This is a genomic window from Parafannyhessea umbonata, assembly GCF_900105025.1.
Taxonomy (GTDB): Bacteria; Actinomycetota; Coriobacteriia; order Coriobacteriales; family Atopobiaceae; genus Parafannyhessea; species Parafannyhessea umbonata.
Window position 1 is genome coordinate 1,616,031 of the sequence record NZ_LT629759.1, and the last position, 17,935, is coordinate 1,633,965.

The following is a 17,935-nucleotide window of genomic DNA, read 5'->3' on the forward strand; positions in this document are numbered from 1 at the left end:
TCTCGCCACCATGCCTAGCCAAGATACGACGGCGGCACCTTCGCCTCGACGAACCAGCGCGGTCCCTCGTAGTAGAGGAAGGTATCCCTTCCCGCAACGCGAACGGTGTAGCGCATTCCCGTCCCTCCCGTGCGGAGCGAGTGCGCCTGCCGTCGATCGAGTACGCGGTCGATCTTATAGCGCGTCCCGTCGTCCCATATGACCTCGAGGGGCTTGACCCGCCCCTCCACGTCCGTCTCGGAAAGGACCTCAACATAGTGCTTCCTCCTGTCGATTATGCCGTCCACAAGGGCTCACCTCACGCAAAGTACGAGACGGGATGGGTAAAGTGATCGCGCTCGGGGTCGAGGTCAGAGAGCCGTGGATCGAGCAGCTCCGACGCACGCCTAACCGCATGGTTGCCGAAGCGGTGTCTGAGCTCGTCCATCGACTCGTCGAGCGCACGCTGCCGCAGGCGCCTCTCCTCCACACCCTCGATGTCAAGCTGCACGGGACGCATCGCAGGAACCAGGTTCGATGCTCGAACCCCGATTGCGCGGATCTTCTCGTACCTGAAGTCCCAGTCCGACACGAGGAGGCTCGCGGCGAGGGAGCATATCTCGGTCGTGATGTTGCTGGGACGGTCGAGCCGAGCCTGGTGGCTGTGGCAGGCAAGCGTGCGGAAGTCGCGGCCCGTTGCCGATACGGTGCGCGCCATGAGACCAAGCTGCCTGAGCCTCTGGGAAACGGACTCGCCCATGAGCCAGACCACCTGTCTGGCCGTGCGCGCGTCCTCCACGTCGAAAGGGCAGGTTATGCCGTTGCCCACGCTCTTCACCTCCCGCTCCGTGTCCGTAATGGCAAGGTCGAGCGGCCGGACGGGACTCGCGTCTCTGCCTTGGGCGAAGGCCTGGACGACGAGGCCGGGCTTGCCGAGCGCTCGTCTGACGAAGGCGGGGTCCGCACGGGCAAGCTGGCCTATGGTCCAGATGCCAAAGTGGTTGAGCTTGTGCTCCGTGGCAGGCCCCACGTAGAGGAGGTCTCCCACCGGAGCCTTCCACACGAGGTCGCAGGCGTTGTCCGGAAGCACCTCCATGTAGCCGTCCGGCTTGTCGTGGTCGCTTCCGAACTTGGCGAAGATCTTGTTCCACGAGTACCCGATGGAGCACGTTATGCCAAGCTCATGCTTTATGCGGTTGGAGATGGAGGCCGCAACGGAGCGGACGTCGCCTCCCCACAGGTGGATGGAGCCCGTGAGGTCGAGCCACGCCTCATCGGGACCAAAGGGCTCCACGAGGTCCGTATAGTTGTAGTAGATGCGACGTGCCGCGTTCGAGTAGCGACGGTAGAGCTCGTAGCGCGGCGGGACGATCACCGCGTCCGGGCAGGCCTGGCGCGCCTGCCAGAGCGCCATGGCCGTCTTGACGCCGCGACGCTTGGCCTCGTAGCTCGCTGTCAGCACGATGCCGTGCCTGAGCTCCTCGTTTCCGCCCACGACAAGCGGGCGACCCCTGAGCTCCGGCCGTTCCGCCTGCTCGACGCTCGCATAGAAGGCGTTCATGTCACAGTGCAGGATCTTGCGCGACGTGTCCACCGTTCCCCCTCCGACAACATCCATTTAAGAACATCTGTTCGTAGTTTGGAAGGGCCAGTGGACATTAATTCCGCCATTGCGCGTCCGCGGGCCTTCAGGACAAGACGCGGAGCAGTCCAGGCACAGGTAGGCGCGTTCGCGTGGATAAATAGAACACTTGTGCTGTTTTTGTCGAGAAGGACGTGGCGTCCGGAACACGAAGAACCCCGCGGACGAAGGGGCTCGCGGGGTTGCATCTCTACTCTGAGGACGGCTTGGGACCGTTGTCGGAGGGCCTTGCGGAGGAGTCTCCGCCCGGCTTGCCTCCGCCGCGATGGCGACGGCGGCGCTTGGGCTTGTCAGAGCCCTCGGCCGATGACGGGGACGTGCCCTTCGCGCGAGGCGGGCGCTGACTGCCGGCACCGTCGCCGGGCTGCTGGCCGCCGCGGTCGCCAGGGTGACGGCGGCGCTTGCCGCCCTCAGGCCTTGGCGCCCCTCCCCTCTGCCTCTGGGGACGAGCCTGGCCGTCCGCACGAGACTGCGTCCTCCCGTCCTGGGAGGGGGCGTCGCCCTCGGCCGTGCGGTGGTGACGACGGCGATGCATGCCGCCCGAGCGGGTCGGGGGCTGGGAGGCCGCGTCCTTCTCGCCCTGGCGACGCTCGTTCTTCGGAGTGCGGTCCTGGGGCTGTGCCTCTCCCTCCGCCGACTTCTTGCGGCGGCGACGGCGCGGCGCCTTGTCGGCGGAGGCGCCGTCAGCGGAGGCCTCCGGCGCGGACTTCGCGTGCTTGGGACGCGGACGCTGGGCGGCATCGGCCGCGGGGTCCTGCGCCTGTCCGCCGGAGCGGCGGCGCCTGCGCGGGCGCGACTCGACGAAGATGTCGGAGTCGTCGTAGGTCTCCGCGGGGGCGACGCCGTTCTTGCGGTCGAGCTCGGCCAGGGCCATCTGCACCTCGGGGGACTGCAGCTTCTCCAGCGCGGAGCGGGTCACGGTGTCGGGGCGGCAGGCGCAGCCCAGCTCCTCGCTCTTCTTGTGCGCGGCCGGTGACGCCTCCATGTCCGCAAGGGCGACGCGGACCTGCTTGCCGTTCTCAAGGCGCAGGCAGAGCTGCTCCTTCGGGGTGTCGTACTCCACGATCTTCGCCTTGCCCAGGGGCGTGTCGATCACGGCGTTGCGCTTGGGCGCGCGGCTCTTGAAGTCGCGGTACGCCTCGAACTCGTAGCGCAGGCAGCACATGAGCCGTCCGCACGCGCCGGAGATCTTGGACGAGTTGAGGGGCAGGTCCTGCTCCTTTGCCATGCGGATCGAGACCGGCTCGAAGCGCCTGCCAAAGCGCGTGCAGCACAGCTCCTGGCCGCAGTGGCCAAAGCCGCCCACGATGGCGGCCTCCTCGCGTACGCCTATCTGGCGCATGTCCACGCGCTCGTGCAGCTCGCGCGAGAGGTCGCGCACCAGCTGGCGGAAGTCTACGCGGTCCTCCGCCGAGAAGTAGCACACGACCTTGCCGCCGCCAAACAGGTACTCGACGCCCACGGGCTTCATGTCGAGACCGGACTCGTGCGCAAGCCTGCTGAACGTGGGGAAGGCCTCGTCCCCGCGCTGCGCCAGCATGTCCGCGCGCGCGAGGTCCTGGTCGGTCGCGACGCGCACCACGGGCTGGAGCCTGCCGGCCTCGCCAATAACCTCGCGCAGGCGCTCTGGGGTGACCTCCTGCGCATCCATGGTCGCAAGGCCGATCTCCTGGCCGCGCTCCGTGGTGCAGATGACGTGGTCGCCCTCCTGGGCGCCGGTCCTTCCCGGATCAAACCACAGGTCGTGGGCCGCATATTTGAACTTCACCGCTAGTACGGTGGGCATGAGAGTGCCTCCTTCACGCCAAGCAGCATGACCTCGATGGCCAGCTGGGGTGTCACGTTATGGGATATGTCGTCCGCGGCGCGGCTGGTTGCAGCAAGCGCGCGCACGACCCCCTCGGTGGTGGTGCCGGCGGCAAGCCGGTCCACGATGTCGGCGGCGTCCTCGTTCACGATGGGCTCGCCGACGCCCTCGCAGCGCAGCAGCACGTCCCTCAGGAGCGAGTCCGCCGCGGCGATCGTCTCCATCATACCCGAACGCTCGCGCGCGGTGAGCTCGCGCTTGTTGGAGTCCTCCACCTGACGCATGGCCGCCTTGCCAAGGTAGTCCGCGCTCTCGCCCAGCGCCGCCTCCTGCTCACTCTTCACGTCCGCAAGCGGCGCACGGGCCGCCTCCACGATCCGCCGGGCGGACGTCAGCACGTCCCACGAGTCGTCGCGCGCAAGCTCGCCTAGCGTGCGCACCACCAGGCGACGCGCCTCGCGCCGGCCCGAGGACGCCAGAAACTGCGCCGCCGCCTCCGGCGTGTGGGTCACGGCCAGTGCGATGCGCGCCTCCGCCCCGCCGATGCCGCTCATGAGCTCCACCGCGTGCTCCGCCGCGCCCGGGCTCACGATCTGGAACGGAATCTGCTGGCAGCGCGAGACGATGGTTGGCAGAACGGACGCCGCCGAGCGCGCAATGAGGATGAACATGACGCCGTCGGGCGGCTCCTCGAGGGTCTTGAGCAGCGCGTTTGCCGCGGCTCCGCGCAGGAGCCCCGCGTTGTCCAGAATGTAGACCTTGCCAGCCGCGCGGATGGGCGCGAGCGCCACGTCCGCGATGAGCTCGCGGATCTGCCCCACGAGGTAGCCCGTCACGCTCTGCGGACTCAGGTAGTGCACGTCCGGGTGCGTGCGGTGCGCCACGCGGATGCACTCGTCGCACGTGCCGTCGCCCCCGTTGGGGCAGACGCGCGCCTGGGCCACGGCATACGCAGCCTCGAGCATGCCCGAGCCCGGCGCGCCCAGAAACAGGTACGCGTGACTCAGCCTGCCCTCGTCTATCGCCGCGGCGAGAAACTCCTGCACCCTCGGCTGCTGGGCAAGTCCCGCCAGCACCTTCGGCACGGCCGGTGCGCCCGGTCTTGCGGGGCCGCTACTCATGCGCGACCCCCGCATCCCCGCACCGGCACGGCACAACCACGTCCCGAAGCGCCGCATCCACGCGCCCCGCGACGTCCTCGACCGAGCCGACGGCGTCCACCACGCGCACGCGCGCGGGCTCCGCCTTCGCAAGCCGCAGGTACGCCGCGCGCACGCGCTCCTGAAAGCGCATGCCCTCCTGCTCCAGGCGGTCCGCCCCTCCGGCCGTGGCGCGCGCAAGGGCGTCCTCGCAGCCAAGGTCCAGCACCAAGGTGCGATCCGGCAGCACGCCGCACGAGCCAAGCTCGTTGCAGCGCGAGACGAGCGACGCATCGAGCCCGCGTCCTCCCGCCTGATAGGCGTACGTGGAGTCCAGGTAGCGGTCGCACACCACGACGGCCCCGCGCGCGAGCGCCGGCGCGACCACCTCGCGCACCAGCTGCGCGCGGCTGGCCTCGTACAGCAGCAGCTCGCACTCGTCTGCCATGGCCCCGTTCTGGGGGTCAAGCAGAATCTTCCTGATCTTCTCGCCTATGGCGGTGCCTCCCGGCTCGCGCAGGCGCACCACCTCGTGCCCCGCCGCCTCCAGGCGATCGGCCAGAAGCGTCGCCTGCGTGGACTTTCCGCAGCCGTCGATTCCCTCGAGCGAGATGAACGTGCCGCGCCGACCTGCGGGCGCAGCCATGGTCCGGACGTCAGCCATGCTCCGCACCCCTAGTCCTCGGAGTCCGCGGCGGTCGTCTTCTTAGCAGGCGCCTTCCTCGCGGTGGACTTCTTCGCCGTGGACTTCTTCGCGGTAGTCTTCCTGGCGGCAGTCTTCTTCGCGGTCGCCTTCTTCGCGCCAGAGCGCTTCGTACCGCGCGCGGCCTTCGACTCCTCCTTCTTCTTCCTGCCGGGGCAGTCCATGTTCACGCAGATGCGCCACGGGCCGCGCTGCGTCACCACCTCCACGATGGGGGCGCCGCACTCCGGGCACACCTCGCCCGTCGCGTGTAGCTCGCCGCGCTGGGGCAGCGGGTAGCTCGTGCCGCACTCCTCGTAGTTGGTGCAACGTATGAAGCGCTTGCCGGTGCGCTCGCTCTTGTGGGCCACCAGGTCGCCGTGACGGCCGGCCGCGGCGCACGCCGCGCACTCGCCCACCACCACGTCCGGCTCGCGGTTCGTGGGGCACGCCGGGTTCACGCAGATCTCGTACGCGCGCTGGCGGAACGGCTGCACCTTTACGCGCGGGGCGTGGCACACGGGGCACACGCCCTTCTCGCCCTCTATGGCCTGCACGCGGCCCTTGGGCACCGGGTACGTCACGTCGCAGTCCGGCCAGCCCATGCAGCCTATGAAGCTAGAGTGGTTCTTCGCGGAGGTCTTCATGACGAGGTCCTTGCCGCACTTGGGACAGACGCCCACCTTCGCGTCGGCCGTGACCGCGTCCGCGATAGCCTCGCCCAGATCGTCCTTGTGCTCGATGAGCGGCCCCACCATGCTCGCCAGAAGCGCGCGCGAGTGGTCCACGACCTCGGTCTGGGTCTCCTCGCCGCGCGCGACCTCCGTCATGTCGCTCTCGAGCTCGGCCGTCATGTCCGGGCTCGTGATGTGCGGCGCGTACTCCGTGAGCGCCTCGATGACGGCGATGCCAAGCTGGCTGGGCTCCACGGGGTCGTTCTTCAGGTACTTCACGTCGTACAGGCGCTGGATGATGCTCGCGCGCGTGGACTTGGTGCCCAGGTTGCACTTCTCCATCTCCTGGATCAGGCGGCCCTGGCTGTAGCGCGCCGGCGGCTCCGTCTGCTTCGCCTCGAGCGCCATGTCGCTCACGTCGCACGAGTCGCCCACGGCAAGCTGCGGCAGCTGCTCGTCCTTGCGCAGGCCAAACGGGTAGGCGCGGCGGAAGCCCGGCTTCACCAGCACCGTGCCGGACGCGACAAACGGCTCGCCGTTCACGTCGAAGCTGAACTTGGTGCTCTCGCTCACGGACGGCTCCATGAGCGTCGCAAGGAAGCGCCGCGCGATGAGGTTGTACAGCTTCCACGCGGCGCCGTCCAGGCGGTCGGGGTCGGCCGCCGCCGTGGGATAGATGGGCGGGTGGTCCGTGGTCTCCTGCTTGCCGCGCGTGGCCGTGAGCTTGGGAAGGGCGAGAAGATCGTTGCATACCGGGCGGTAGTTTGGCACCTGGGCGAGCGTCCTCACGCAGTCGCGCAGGTCGAGCGACTTGGGGTACACCGTGTTGTCGACGCGCGGATACGAGATGAGGCCGTCCATGTACAGCGACTCCGCGAGGCGCATGGCGCGCGCCGGGCTGATGCCCTCCGCCGCGGCGGCCGTCTGAAGCGACGTGGTGTTGAACGGTGCAGGCGGCCTCGTGGTGCGGCTCTTGCGCTCCACGTTCGTGACCGTGGCCGTGGTGGCGTCCCGGACGTGGCTCCAGGCAAGGTCCGCCGCGGCCTTCTCCTTGAAGCGGGCCGTGGCGTGGGTCGTCTTGAACGAGTGGGACTCGTCCGAGTCGCCCGCGGGCGCCATCCTGCCCGAAATCACCCAGTAGTCCTCCGGCACGAACGCCTGGCGCTCGCGCTCCTTCTGCACCACAAGGGCGAGCGTGGGGGTCTGGACGCGACCGGCGGAGCGCACGTGGCCCAGGCCGCTGAAGCGCGCCATCGTGAGGTAGCGCGTGAGCACGGCGCCCCAGATGAGGTCGATGTACTGGCGCGACTCGCCAGCGTCCGCAAGGTCCTGGTCGAGGTCGACGAGGTTCGCGAACGCATGGTCGATCTCGGCCTTCGTGAACGCGGAGTAGCGGGCACGCGACACCGGCGTGTCGGGCGCGACCTCGCGCATCTGGCGCAGCGCATCAGAGCCGATGAGCTCGCCCTCGCGGTCGAAGTCCGTGCCGATCACGATGGAGTCCGCCTTCGCGGCGAGGTTCTTGAGCGAGCGGATGATGCCCTTCTCGGCGGGGACCTTTTCGATGGGGGCCCACACGAGGTACGGCAGGCTCGGCACCTTCCAGCCCTTGATGTCGATTCCGTCCTTCAAAAACGGCTTGCGCTTGGTCTCATACGGGGGGCGCGGAAGGTCGTCCGGAATGTGCGCGGGGATGACCTCGCCCTCCGCCGTGACGGCCCACCAGCCCTCCTTCTTGCTGTAGTGCAGCTCGTGGGCGAAGTCGGGCGCCATGATGTGACCGCGCAGGCCTATGGTGACCCACTCCTCCCCGTCGTGCTTGAAGCGGTAGACGGGAGTGTCGTACACCTTGCCGGCCTCCGGCTTGCCCACGGTGGAGAGCAAGCGGGCTATCTGCTGGGCGGCATCGTTCTTCTCGGTAACAACGAGCTTCAATCTATCCCCCGGTTTCGAGTCTTCGTCTTGCGGTGCGACCGCGCGTGCGCGCGGGGCATGCGTCTTGCCGTTATACCCGAAAGGCGCCTTGCGGCGCCCATCGGTCGGTCAGTAGTGGCAAAACACTAGATTATCAGCGCTTAGCGAGCCGTTGTGCGCGGCGGGCGCTAAAGCTTCGACATCTCTTCCTCGTACTTGTGCTCCTGGTACTCCTCGCGCGTCCACTTGAGGGACTCCTTGCCGTCGCGGGCAACAAGCACGTAGCGGGCGATGGCGAGCGCAACCTCGTACAAGCCGATGAGTGCCGCGAACATGAGGACCATCGTGACGGGCGAGGCATCGGGCGTCACGACGGCCGAGAGCACCATGAGGCCGACGTAGATGTAGCGCCACTGCGCGCGGAACGTCTTATACGGCACGAGGTGCAGCACGGAGAGGTAGAAGATCGCAAGCGGCAGCTGGAACGCGATGCCGAAGCCGATCTCCAGCAGCATCATGATGTTGATGTAGTCCTCCGCGTTGGCCACGATGTTGGCGAAGTCGCGCGACTGGTCGATCATCCAGCCGACCGCCGCGTTCTGGATGATGAGGTAGCAGAAGGCCATGCCCAGGTAGAACAGGATGACCATGGCCGCGACCGTCGGAATGACCCACTTGCGCTCGTTCTTCTTGAGCGCGGGCAGGAAGAACGCCATGACCTCCCAGATGATGATGGGCGAGCATACGATGGCGCCAAAGAAGACCGCCACCTTGAAGCGGATGGTGAATCCGCCCAGCACCGTGAGAATCGTGAGCTTGGAGCCATGCGGGAGCGCCTCGCGAATGGGGTTCATGATGAAGTCGATGAGGACGGGCGTCGCGTTGTAGAGCACGATGGCCGTAATCACAAGCGAGACGACGATGATGGTGAGGCGGCGCCTGAGCTCGCCGAGGTGGTCCATGAGCGGCATGCGCGCTGGTCCGATGGGCATTAGTCCTCCCCTCCCTTCGCGGCGGGCTTCGCGGTGACGTCGGCGTCAGAGTCGACGCTCGCGTCGGCATCGCCGTCGGCGTCCTCGTCCGCGGGCCTCGCGACGGGCTTCGCCTTGCGCGTGCCCTTCATGGCGTACAGCGACGCGACGCTCCTTGCAGGGGCGGCGGACTCGGAGGAAGGCTCCTCGTCCTTCTCGCCGGCGGAAGCCTGGGGCGCGTCGACATCCGCGTCGGAGTCCACGTCGGAATCGGAGTCCACGTCCTTCTCGCCCGCGGAGTCTGCGGCCGTCGCGGCCTCCTGCTCTGCGGCGGCACGCTCGCGCGCCAGGCGCTCGCGGCGCTCGGCGAACGTCTCGCGCCGGGGAGCCGCACCGTCTACGCCGGACTCGATGTCCGCGTCCTCGTCCATCGCGGCCGCCCGCGCGGAGCTGCGCTTCTTCTCGTCCTCGGTCTGCGGCTCGTTCATCGCGTTGTTGAGCGGGTCCATGACCTCGGTCTGGACGACCTCGGTGAATCCCTCCTGGGCCTCGCGGAACTGCCTGAGCATGCGACCGATGGTCCTGCCCATGCCAGGGAGCTTGTCGGGCCCAAAGATCAGGAACGCGAAGATCAAGATCAGGGCGAGCTCTGTCTCACCAATACCAAACACGCAAGCACACCTCCAAGTGCGTCGTCGCGGACGAGAAGAACTAGGCCCCTATACCGAGCTCGCCACTGACGCCCAGCATGTCGAGCACGCGGGCGACGTTGCGCTGCGGGTTCGAGGCGGTAAGCGAGAGGCCAGCGTCAGACGCACGGTGCACCGCGCCCACGAGGACGCCGATGCCGGTCGAGTCGATGTAGCTCACCTGAGAGAGGTCGACGTCGATGGACGGCACCCCCTGGTTAAGGAGCTCGTCGATGGCGTCGCGGAGCTTCGAGGCGTTCGACACGTCCACCTCGCCCGTGACCTGCAGCCTGCGGCCGTTTTCGGCCTGGGTAGTCAAGATTTCCATGTGATTCGTTTCCTTCTCTTAGTTGCCCGAGCCGGAGAGCCCGATGCCTCCGAGTGCGCCGGAGAGTCCCTGGCCCGAGGTTCCTGAGGTGGTTCCCGTCGTGGAGCTCGCTCCGTTGGCAGAGGAGCTCGCCGCGGACTCGATGGCAGAGAGGCGCTGCTCCGCGAACGACTTTGCGCCGTAGCTGTCCTTCGGGTCCGTCTTCTCGGCCTTCTTGTACGCCGCCTGCGCGTTGCCCGTCTGACCCTTTGACTCGTACACCATGCCCAGGTTCGCCCAGCCAAGCGGGAACTTGGGCGAGTCCTCGGTCACCTTCTGCAGCGCTTGGAGCGCGGCATCGGTGTCGCCCTGGTAGAACTGGCAGAGCGCGCGGTTCACCTTCACCGTATCGGAATCGTTCAACTCGAGGTACTGGTCGAAGTAGTCGATCGCCTTGCCAAGGATGTCATTCACGTGCGTCTTGTCGGCGTCGGTCGTTGCGAGCGACGCTGCCTGGTAGCCCCACGACATGTAGCCGTTGCCGAGGTTCAGCAGGGCGGCGAGGTCCTTGGGGTTCTTCTTGAGGCGCCTCTGGAGGGAGGCGAGCGACTCCTCGTACGATGAGTCGAGCTTCTTGAGGGAGTCCGACGTCGAGGCGGTCTTGGAGCTCGAGGAGCTGGAGTCGTCCTTTTGGGAAGAGCTGGAGGAGTCGTCCTTATTAGACGAGGTGCTCTCCTTCTTGGCGCTCTCGCTCGCCTGGTTGTTGCCGACGATTGCCGAACAGGACGGCATCATCATGGAAACGGCCATGATGACCGCGAACACGATGATCACGATGCTCGTGACGCGCTTCTTGCGATCGGCCCTGACCTGCGCCGGGGTCTTCTTCTTGGGGGCGGGACGGGAGTCCTTCTCACCCGTGGCGGAGCCCTCCGTCGGCTTGACCTTTGCGCGTGCGAGGCGCTTGCTGTTGTGCTTTCCCGAGCTAGACATCGAACGAACCCTTTCGACAACCACGCCGCAAGGCGCGGGCGAGACAAACCAACGCCCGTGGGCGGACGCAATTGCCCATTCTACAGAAACTAATGACTGTTCTGTGTGCGAGAGACGCGAGTTGCGCCGCTAGGCGCGCGACTCGCGCGCGAGCCTTGCGGACACGAGCTTCACCGCGACCACGAAGACGTCCAGCGCCTTGCCGAGGTCCTCGAGCGAGGGGTAGGTCGGCGCGATGCGGATGTTGGAGTCGTTCGGGTCGTCTCCGTACGGCCAGGTGGCACCGGCCGGCGTGAGCTTCACGCCGAGCTCGGCCATGAGCGCGACGGTCTTGCGCGCCGAGCCCTTCGGGCCGTCGAACGAGACGAAGTACCCGCCGTGCGGGTGGGTCCACGTGGCGACGCCGGTCTGGCCAAGGCCGTCCGTCAGCTTCTGCTCCACAAGCGCGAAGCGGGGGCCGACGATCGCGGCGTGCTTGCGCATGTGGGCCTTGACGCCGTCGAGGTCCTTCAGGAAGAGCACGTGCGCAAGCTGGGAGAACTTCTCGGAGCTCACGCGCTCGACCGCGAACGCCTTGCGGATCTCCGTGATGTCGGCCTTGCTGGCCGCGACGAACGCGATGCCCGAGCTGGGGAAGGTGACCTTCGCCGTTGAGCCGAACTCGTAGACGAGGTCGGTGTTGCCGGCCTCCTTGAGCGCGTCGAAGATGTTGAGGAGGTTGTCGTCCTTCTCGCCAAAGGCGTGCACGCAGTAGGCGTTGTCCCAGTAGATGCGGAAGTCGGGCGCCGCGGGCTGGAGCTGCGCGAAGCGGCGGACGACCTCGTCGGAGTACGTGATGCCCGTGGGGTTAGCGTACTTTGGCACGCACCAGATGCCCTTGACGGAGGGGTCGCCCTCGACGAGGCGCTGGACCATGTCCATGTCCGGCCCATCCTCGAGCATGGGGATGGGGACGTTCTTGATGCCGAGGTGCGCGGTGACGCTGAAGTGGCGGTCGTAGCCGGGGGCCGGGCAGAGCCACTTGACCTCGCCCTGCTGGTAGAAGGGCTTGTTGCCCGCGACGCCGTTCGTGAAGCCGTGCGTCACGAGGTCATGCATGAGGTTCAGGCTCGAGGATCCGTTGACGACGACGTTCTCCGCATCGACGCCGAGGATCTCTGCGGCAAGGCGACGGGCGGAGGGCAGGCCCTCCGGCGTGCCGTAGTTGTCCACGATCGCGTTTCCGTCGACGAGCGGCGTGGACGAGTTGAGGACGTCCAGCATCGGGCGAGCGAGCGCCGTCTGCTCCGGCGAGGGCTTGCCGCGGGCCATGTCGAGTGCCAGGTTCTGTGCCTTGAGGTCTGCCGCCTCGCGCTCGAGCTCCTCGATGGTGGCGTCTAGCTCTTCTGATTCCATTTGCTGGTAGATGTTTGCCATGGTGGCTCCTAGGTTCAGGTGTGCAACTAACAGGAGAGTATATCCCCGTGTGCGCGCGCGGTCATATACAGTAATAATATGGCAAGACACATTCACCCTATGGGCGTCGCGAAGGACACCGACAACCGGAGGCGGAGACCTTGGAGAAGAGCGAACAGACGTGGCCCGGCGGCACCCAGGCACCCGAGTTCGGGGACTTGCAGAGACTGGTCGACGAGCTCTTCGAGAACGAGCCCGCGCGCATGGTGGGCAAGCTCGACGCCATCGAGCGCGCGCAGATAGACGATCTGAGCGAGGACCTGCTCGAGGTGATAGACCTCCTGCCCGGTGGCAGGTATGGCCGTCACGCACTCTGCAACCAGCTGAACTCCATACTCACCGCGCATGGATGGGGATACACCCACGGCACCGTATCGTAGGCCCCGCTCGTGAGGCACGTCACCCCGGGCGCGTGCGTAGCGGTGCACGCTAACCCGGGGCGACGCAAGGGAACCCCTTTGCCGCACTCAGGATCGCATCTGTTGGAGCGCGGCCTGAACACTCAGACAATCGGCGCGACTAGCTGCTTGAGGAGCCTCCGTCGGTTTTGGTAGAGCCACTTTCGGCCTTGTTTCCCCTCACGTGTTCCTACAGAGCCTCCTGCGAGTCTCTTGAACGGCGCCCGAGGCATCTCGGCGCCGTTCCTCACAACCGCAACGCCTATGCGCCCATCGCGCCGCCGCAGTACTCGCAGCGGCCGTTCGCGTCCGGAATGGTCGTCGCACCGCAGAACGGGCAGGTACGCGCCGTCTTTGGCGCCGAGGCCGCAGCGACCTTCTCGCGCTCGCCCTCGCGCAGCTGCGTAAGCGCCTCGCGAATCTCGCTTGCCTGTCGCTCGGCCTCGCGGAACTCCACCGAGTTGCGCTCCTCGATCCGGTAGTCGTTCACCTTGAACGTGATCGAGTCGTAGTAGGGCACGTTCACGTGTATGGTCACGTACACGTCGTAGTCCACGTCGTAGCGAGGCGGGTCGTAGCTGTGCTCCGTGCCGTCCTTGTCCTTCCGGCGGAGCTCGGTGCGGGTCTCGCGCGTCTCGGTGTCACAGCCCGTCACCTGCGAGAAGTCCAGCACGTCCGGATTTGCCTCGCGCCAGCGCGAGGCCGATGTCACCAGGAAGCGACTTGCGTCCTCGTCCAGGAGCACCTTCGTGTCGCAGCCAAGCGTGCGCGTGACGTTGAAGGCGGATACGCGCTCCCTGTTTGCCTCGCGCCAGTCCAGCTGCTCGCGTATCTGCTCGACCGTGGAGCGCCGCCTGTCGCTGAAGAACGGCGAGAGCTTCCTTGCGCACTCTTTGCAGAGGTTGCCGTCCTCGAGCTTGCGATTACCGAGTAGCCCAATCTCGCCACCGCAGATGCTGCAGGTCTTCTTCTCGAACATCTTCCCGAACAGTCCCATGGTCGCCGCTCCCTTCCATCCCCCTGGGGTTTCTCGCCCCTACACCTGTCATCACAGATTGTGTCGCGAGCACGCCTCGCACAGAAGTGCCCCGCGGCCCATCCAGAGCCACGGGGCACGACGCGAAGTCCAAACGTCGCGGGGTCTCGCCCTCCCCTCATCCCTTCATGCCGGGAACAATCAGGCCGTTCGAGACGGCGTGCACCGCAAGGCGCAGGATGTTGTCGTAGCCGGTCTTGGCAAGAATCTCGGAGATGTGCCGCTTGACCGTCCCCTCGCTCAGGTAGAGCTCCGCAGCTATCTCCTTTCTGGTCTTGGACTCGCACACCAGGCGCAGGATGTCTATCTCGACTTGGGAAAGCTCCACGCCGTCGGGGATGATGCGCTGCTTCGCCAGGGGAAGGTCGAGTAGCCCTCCATGGTCGACCGAATGATGCCAAGGAGCTCGCCGGTCCCAACGTTCTTGTACACGAAGCTGTCCACGCCCGCCTTTCGCGCACCATCCACGAAGGTGATCTCCGGAAGGCCGGTCATGATGACCACCCGCACGTCCGGCATCTCCTCCTTGATGAGGCGGGCCGCCACGATGCCGCTCGAGTCGTTCTCGGTGCACACGTCGAGAAGTGCGCAGGTGGCGCCGGTGCGACGCGTCGCCTCCAGGGCGTCCGCGGCGTTGGCGAAAGCCGCCACGACCTCCATGTCCTGCTGCGCGTTGATGGTGCAGACGAGCGAGTCCCGAAGCATCGCCTGGTCCTCCACGAGCACGATGCGAATCATGCGCGCCCCCCTTCATCCTTGGTTTCAATGGCGAATGCGGCGTCTTGCCCCACCGACCCCGCGCCGGCTCCGCTCGGCAGAAGTGTTACCTCGACGGAGAAGGGCGGCCCGACGCTCACGGCAAGCGTGGCGCCAACGGCGGCCGCCACCCGCCTCATGCCGGGGATGCCCGTCCCCTCGACGATCCCCTCCGGCACGCAGCCGTCGTTGGTCACGGCCAGCGACGCCGCGCCACCGGGACCCCGACAGATCCTCACGTCCACGCGCCGCGCCTGGGCGTGCTTCGCGGCGTTGGTCACCGCCTCGAGGGCTATCTCGACGAACGCGCGGGCAACGGCCTCGTCCTCCGGAAGCTCGCCCACGAGTCGCACCTCCACGCCCACGAGCGAGAACGCGCTGCGGATGGACTCCAGGCCCGCACGTGCGGAGGGCAGGTCCTTCTCGGCAAGGTCGTCCACGATCCCGTTCAGAAGCCCGGTTATCCTCTCAAGCGCCTCCGGGTCGTCGCGGTCGTCCTCCAGGTATCGATGGAGTATCGAGAGGCGCGAGCCGATGGTGTCGTGGACGCGCGCCCTCATCCGCATGAGCACCTCCGCCTCCGCCACCTTGCGCACCTGCAGCATCGACGCACGCAACTCTTCGTTCGCAGCCTCGAGGAGCCGGTTGACGCTCTCCAAGCGAGCGTTGGTCGCCACTTCCTCCGTCACGTCGAGCGCCATCACGCGATCGCACGGCGTCCTGCGCAGCCGTGCCCTGTCGCGCACGAAGAGGCAGGTCATCCCGCTATCCACGTCGACAAGCAGCCGGTCGTCCGCCACCTCCCGCGCCCGCCCCTCGAGGCTCTGCCACAGGCCGTGGGCGTCCGCGAGGTCCGTCGACAACCCCATGCGCTTCAGGACCTCGCGCATGGCGTCGTTCATGAAGAGCACCTCGCACCCCTGGTTCATCCACATAACGCCGTCGGGCAGGGCGTCCAGCGCATCGATGAGGGAGAGCCGCGTGACCGATGCCCTGCTTTTGCGCTCGTCGAGCACCAGCACCGCCAGGACGCGCGCCGTGAAGAACGACACGTCGGCTATCAGCAGCAGCGAAGCGCCCTCCCCCACGGCCGCGATGGCCGGCGGCGTGCAGCAGGCGAGAAGCGCCACCTCCGCAAGCATCCAGGGGCGACGCAGGCAGGCGGCGCAGACGGCTCCCAGCACGGCGGCGAGGGCGTTTGCCCAGAGCAGCGACTCCACGCCAAGGAGCACGGGATGCAGCCACAGGAGGATTGCCCCCTGGTTCTCCATGGCAGAGTTCGAGACGGCGCACACGAAGAGCAGGTGGACGGCGAGCATGGCCTCGTACCAGACGCGGAGCCAGCGCAACCTGCCGTCCCGCCGCACCGTGGCAAAGCACGTGTGGATGGTCTGACCGGCGGCAAGGAGGTACGAGACCCCGCAGACCACCATGAGCGTGGACGCCCTCATCAAGAAGAGATGGCTCACGACGCACCACCTCCCTGCCGGACGACGCCACCCACGCGAACGCGAACTGCCGCGTTCAGCGAGGTTGGGGACAGCTGGAGGGAGAGGCTTCCGCCAGAGTCAGCAAGGTCTTCTCGCAGGCTCGACGCCGCGGCCTCCAGACGCGCCGCATCCACCCATGCCGCATCGAGCGCCGCCCGCATGCCCACGCCCTTCTCGTCCCCACTCACGAAGATCATGAGGATGGGGTCGATGGCAAAGAGGGCGACGGACGCCACGTCGTACAGGCAGTCGTAGAGCACGCTCACCACGGTGGCCGGAAGTTCGCTCTCCAGGCTGACCGCCGCCGCGCAGTCGACACCGATGGAGCGCAGGTCGGAGGCCGTCTCGTTAAAGACGAGCTGCAGGCGGTCGCGGTCGAACTCCGGGTCGCTCCTTTCGGAGAGCACGAGCGCGCCCTTCCGCTTGCAGTAGGCGACGAGAAGCTTGACCTCGGTGAGCATATCCCTCCTTCGCGCGCGGTCAGCCGCATCGCCTCCCTTTGGCAGCGTGGCAAGGAGCTCGCGCATGCGGCCGACCTTGTCCGAGATGGACCCCTCCACGCTCGCGAGCAGGCGCCGCTCGCTCTCGAGGCGCCACAGCTCGTGGCGGAGGCTGCTCTCGTGCCGAAGGACCTCGTTGCTTCTGCGCAGGCGCTCCTGGCGCTCGGCAAGCACGCGGTGCCGCTCGTCCAGGGGCGCCACGTCCTCGGTGAGAAGCGCCGCCCCGCCGCTTACGCCGTAGACCTTGAACAGCGCGTGCGGGATGGCGGAGGTCCTGACTCTCGTGACCCTCTCTCGCACCTGCGACCGCGCGACCCGCAGCGCAAGGTCGAGCACGGGGGCGGGCATCGGACCCGCCACGTTTGTCGCGAAGGCGACCGAGCCGTCCCTCGCAAGGACCTTGAGGTCGAGGGGCAGACGCGAGAACGCCTCGTCGTACCACGAGTACGACGGCAGGAGGCCAAAGTCCAGTGCAAGCTCAAGGAGCGCCACGACTACCAGACAGTAGTTGAGCGAGAAGTTCGTCCTGACGGCGAACTCGTGGCGCAGGACGTACATGAGGCAGTAGGCGCCAAACGGAAGCGCCGCCATAAGGAGGAGCGCGATGGCCCCGTGCAGCCTCCGGCGCGACGCAACGAAGAGAAAGGCGAAAAATCCCAGGTACTCCGCAACGTAGACCGCGACCGCCAGACAGTATCCCCAGTTGTAGGCGTAGGCATCCTGCCAGTCTGGCCTTGAGATGTCGAGCGAGAAGACCTGCAGGTGGACGCTGTTCGTAAGCACCAGGGCGATGATCGCGATGCTTAGTGCCCAGGCAGCGCGCCTGAGGAGGCGTGCCCAGGGCCTGGCGTCCAGAGCGGACGCGCGCAGGGCGCACAGCAGGCACAGCAGCGGGATAAGCGTCATCGGCACGTAGTAGAGGTACCAGAGGAGGGCTATGAGCTGGGGGTCGTCGATGGGATAGCGGTACTTGAGGATCACGTTCAGCATCCACAGGCCAACGAGCAGGGCAACGCCCTTGAGGCAGTGGCGAATCTGCGCGTCAGAGCACCGCACGTGGACCGAGAAGCCCCAGGCAGCCGCGGCAGGAGCCATGAGGATCATGAGTCCCGAGGTGGAGGATGGCACCACGTTGTAGGCGCCCGATGGCCAAAAGAGCGGCCCGAGCGTGAACCTGGCGCTGCCCGGCTCGGGCGGGGGCGCGCTGCCAAACGCCTGCATGGCGAGAAGGGCGAGGCACAGGACGGCGCCACCGGCGCACGCGCCGGCGACGACCTTTCGCACCTGCGTGTCGTCAGACCTGCTCAAGCGGGCGTCCCCTCTCGCTCGCACCTCCAACGGCAGTCCATACGCTCATTCTAGTTGCGCCGCGCTCGGCGCTTTGGGTCACGCGGCCAACGTTCGACAGGCGTTTTGGGACGTTCGGTGGTTCCGCAGTTGGGACGTACGAATCACCCTGATGGTGAGGGCATGCGCGCCCGACGAGCACGACGACGAAGGAGC

The 17,935-nt window shown here is 66.9% G+C and carries 17 protein-coding genes; 1 reads left to right on the top strand and 16 read right to left on the bottom strand.

Features of this window, described 5'->3' with window-relative positions; translation table 11 throughout:
* Positions 1 to 14: 14 nt before the first annotated feature.
* From BLT96_RS07330 to BLT96_RS07380, 11 genes are all read right to left on the bottom strand, one after another.
* Positions 15 to 287: a hypothetical protein gene (locus BLT96_RS07330; RefSeq protein WP_197674338.1), complete on the bottom strand. Its 273-nt coding sequence runs from the start codon at positions 285 to 287 to the stop codon at positions 15 to 17.
* Positions 288 to 298: 11 nt separating this feature from the next.
* Positions 299 to 1,573: a Y-family DNA polymerase gene (locus tag BLT96_RS07335; protein ID WP_197674339.1), complete on the bottom strand. Its 1,275-nt coding sequence runs from the start codon at positions 1,571 to 1,573 to the stop codon at positions 299 to 301.
* 238 nt (positions 1,574 to 1,811) lie between these two features.
* On the bottom strand, positions 1,812 to 3,407 hold the full coding sequence (locus tag BLT96_RS07340; RefSeq protein ID WP_090863098.1) for a regulatory iron-sulfur-containing complex subunit RicT: 1,596 nt from the start codon (positions 3,405 to 3,407) through the stop codon (positions 1,812 to 1,814).
* Positions 3,392 to 4,549, bottom strand: a complete 1,158-nt coding sequence (locus BLT96_RS07345; RefSeq protein WP_090863101.1) for a DNA polymerase III subunit — start codon at positions 4,547 to 4,549, stop codon at positions 3,392 to 3,394. Before BLT96_RS07345 ends, BLT96_RS07340 begins: the two co-directional genes overlap by 16 nt.
* Positions 4,542 to 5,231, bottom strand: coding sequence for a dTMP kinase (gene tmk / locus BLT96_RS07350; RefSeq protein ID WP_245719246.1), 690 nt, complete (start codon positions 5,229 to 5,231; stop codon positions 4,542 to 4,544). The genes BLT96_RS07345 and tmk overlap by 8 nt, the downstream gene beginning before the upstream one ends.
* 11 nt (positions 5,232 to 5,242) lie before the next feature.
* Positions 5,243 to 7,858, bottom strand: coding sequence for a DNA topoisomerase I (locus BLT96_RS07355; protein ID WP_090863107.1), 2,616 nt, complete (start codon positions 7,856 to 7,858; stop codon positions 5,243 to 5,245).
* Between the two features lie 167 nt (positions 7,859 to 8,025).
* On the bottom strand, positions 8,026 to 8,829 hold the full coding sequence (tatC, locus tag BLT96_RS07360; RefSeq protein ID WP_090863110.1) for a twin-arginine translocase subunit TatC: 804 nt from the start codon (positions 8,827 to 8,829) through the stop codon (positions 8,026 to 8,028).
* The gene (locus tag BLT96_RS10895) at positions 8,829 to 9,479 is read right to left on the bottom strand and encodes a Sec-independent protein translocase subunit TatA/TatB (RefSeq protein WP_090863113.1); all 651 of its coding nucleotides are present in this window, start codon (positions 9,477 to 9,479) and stop codon (positions 8,829 to 8,831) included. Before BLT96_RS10895 ends, tatC begins: the two co-directional genes overlap by 1 nt.
* Positions 9,480 to 9,519: 40 nt before the next feature.
* Entirely contained in the window at positions 9,520 to 9,825 is a 306-nt protein-coding gene (locus tag BLT96_RS07370) for an STAS domain-containing protein (protein WP_090846370.1), read from the bottom strand.
* 18 nt (positions 9,826 to 9,843) lie between these two features.
* On the bottom strand, positions 9,844 to 10,797 hold the full coding sequence (locus BLT96_RS07375) for a tetratricopeptide repeat protein (protein ID WP_090863116.1): 954 nt from the start codon (positions 10,795 to 10,797) through the stop codon (positions 9,844 to 9,846).
* Positions 10,798 to 10,926: 129 nt separating this feature from the next.
* The gene (locus tag BLT96_RS07380) at positions 10,927 to 12,213 is read right to left on the bottom strand and encodes an aspartate aminotransferase type Ic (RefSeq protein ID WP_090863120.1); all 1,287 of its coding nucleotides are present in this window, start codon (positions 12,211 to 12,213) and stop codon (positions 10,927 to 10,929) included.
* A gap of 140 nt (positions 12,214 to 12,353) precedes the next feature.
* On the opposite strand from BLT96_RS07380, the gene BLT96_RS07385 reads away from it, so the two are divergent.
* Complete coding sequence (locus BLT96_RS07385; protein WP_090863123.1) at positions 12,354 to 12,632, top strand: hypothetical protein; 279 nt, start codon at positions 12,354 to 12,356, stop codon at positions 12,630 to 12,632.
* Between the two features lie 280 nt (positions 12,633 to 12,912).
* On the opposite strand, the gene BLT96_RS07390 is transcribed toward BLT96_RS07385, so the two are convergent.
* The 5 genes from BLT96_RS07390 to BLT96_RS07405 all read right to left on the bottom strand — a co-directional run bounded on the left by BLT96_RS07390 (position 12,913) and on the right by BLT96_RS07405 (position 17,740).
* A complete protein-coding gene (locus BLT96_RS07390; protein WP_090863125.1) occupies positions 12,913 to 13,647 on the bottom strand; it encodes a DUF4428 domain-containing protein in 735 nt (244 codons plus the stop codon).
* A 157-nt stretch (positions 13,648 to 13,804) separates the two neighbouring features.
* A complete protein-coding gene (locus tag BLT96_RS10810) occupies positions 13,805 to 14,014 on the bottom strand; it encodes a response regulator transcription factor (protein ID WP_245719247.1) in 210 nt (69 codons plus the stop codon).
* Positions 13,990 to 14,424, bottom strand: a complete 435-nt coding sequence (locus BLT96_RS07395; RefSeq protein WP_245719248.1) for a response regulator — start codon at positions 14,422 to 14,424, stop codon at positions 13,990 to 13,992. The genes BLT96_RS10810 and BLT96_RS07395 overlap by 25 nt, the downstream gene beginning before the upstream one ends.
* A complete protein-coding gene (locus BLT96_RS07400) occupies positions 14,421 to 15,911 on the bottom strand; it encodes a sensor histidine kinase (protein WP_157692193.1) in 1,491 nt (496 codons plus the stop codon). The genes BLT96_RS07395 and BLT96_RS07400 overlap by 4 nt, the downstream gene beginning before the upstream one ends.
* On the bottom strand, positions 15,908 to 17,740 hold the full coding sequence (locus tag BLT96_RS07405; RefSeq protein WP_090863131.1) for a hypothetical protein: 1,833 nt from the start codon (positions 17,738 to 17,740) through the stop codon (positions 15,908 to 15,910). The genes BLT96_RS07400 and BLT96_RS07405 overlap by 4 nt, the downstream gene beginning before the upstream one ends.
* Positions 17,741 to 17,935 lie beyond the last annotated feature (195 nt).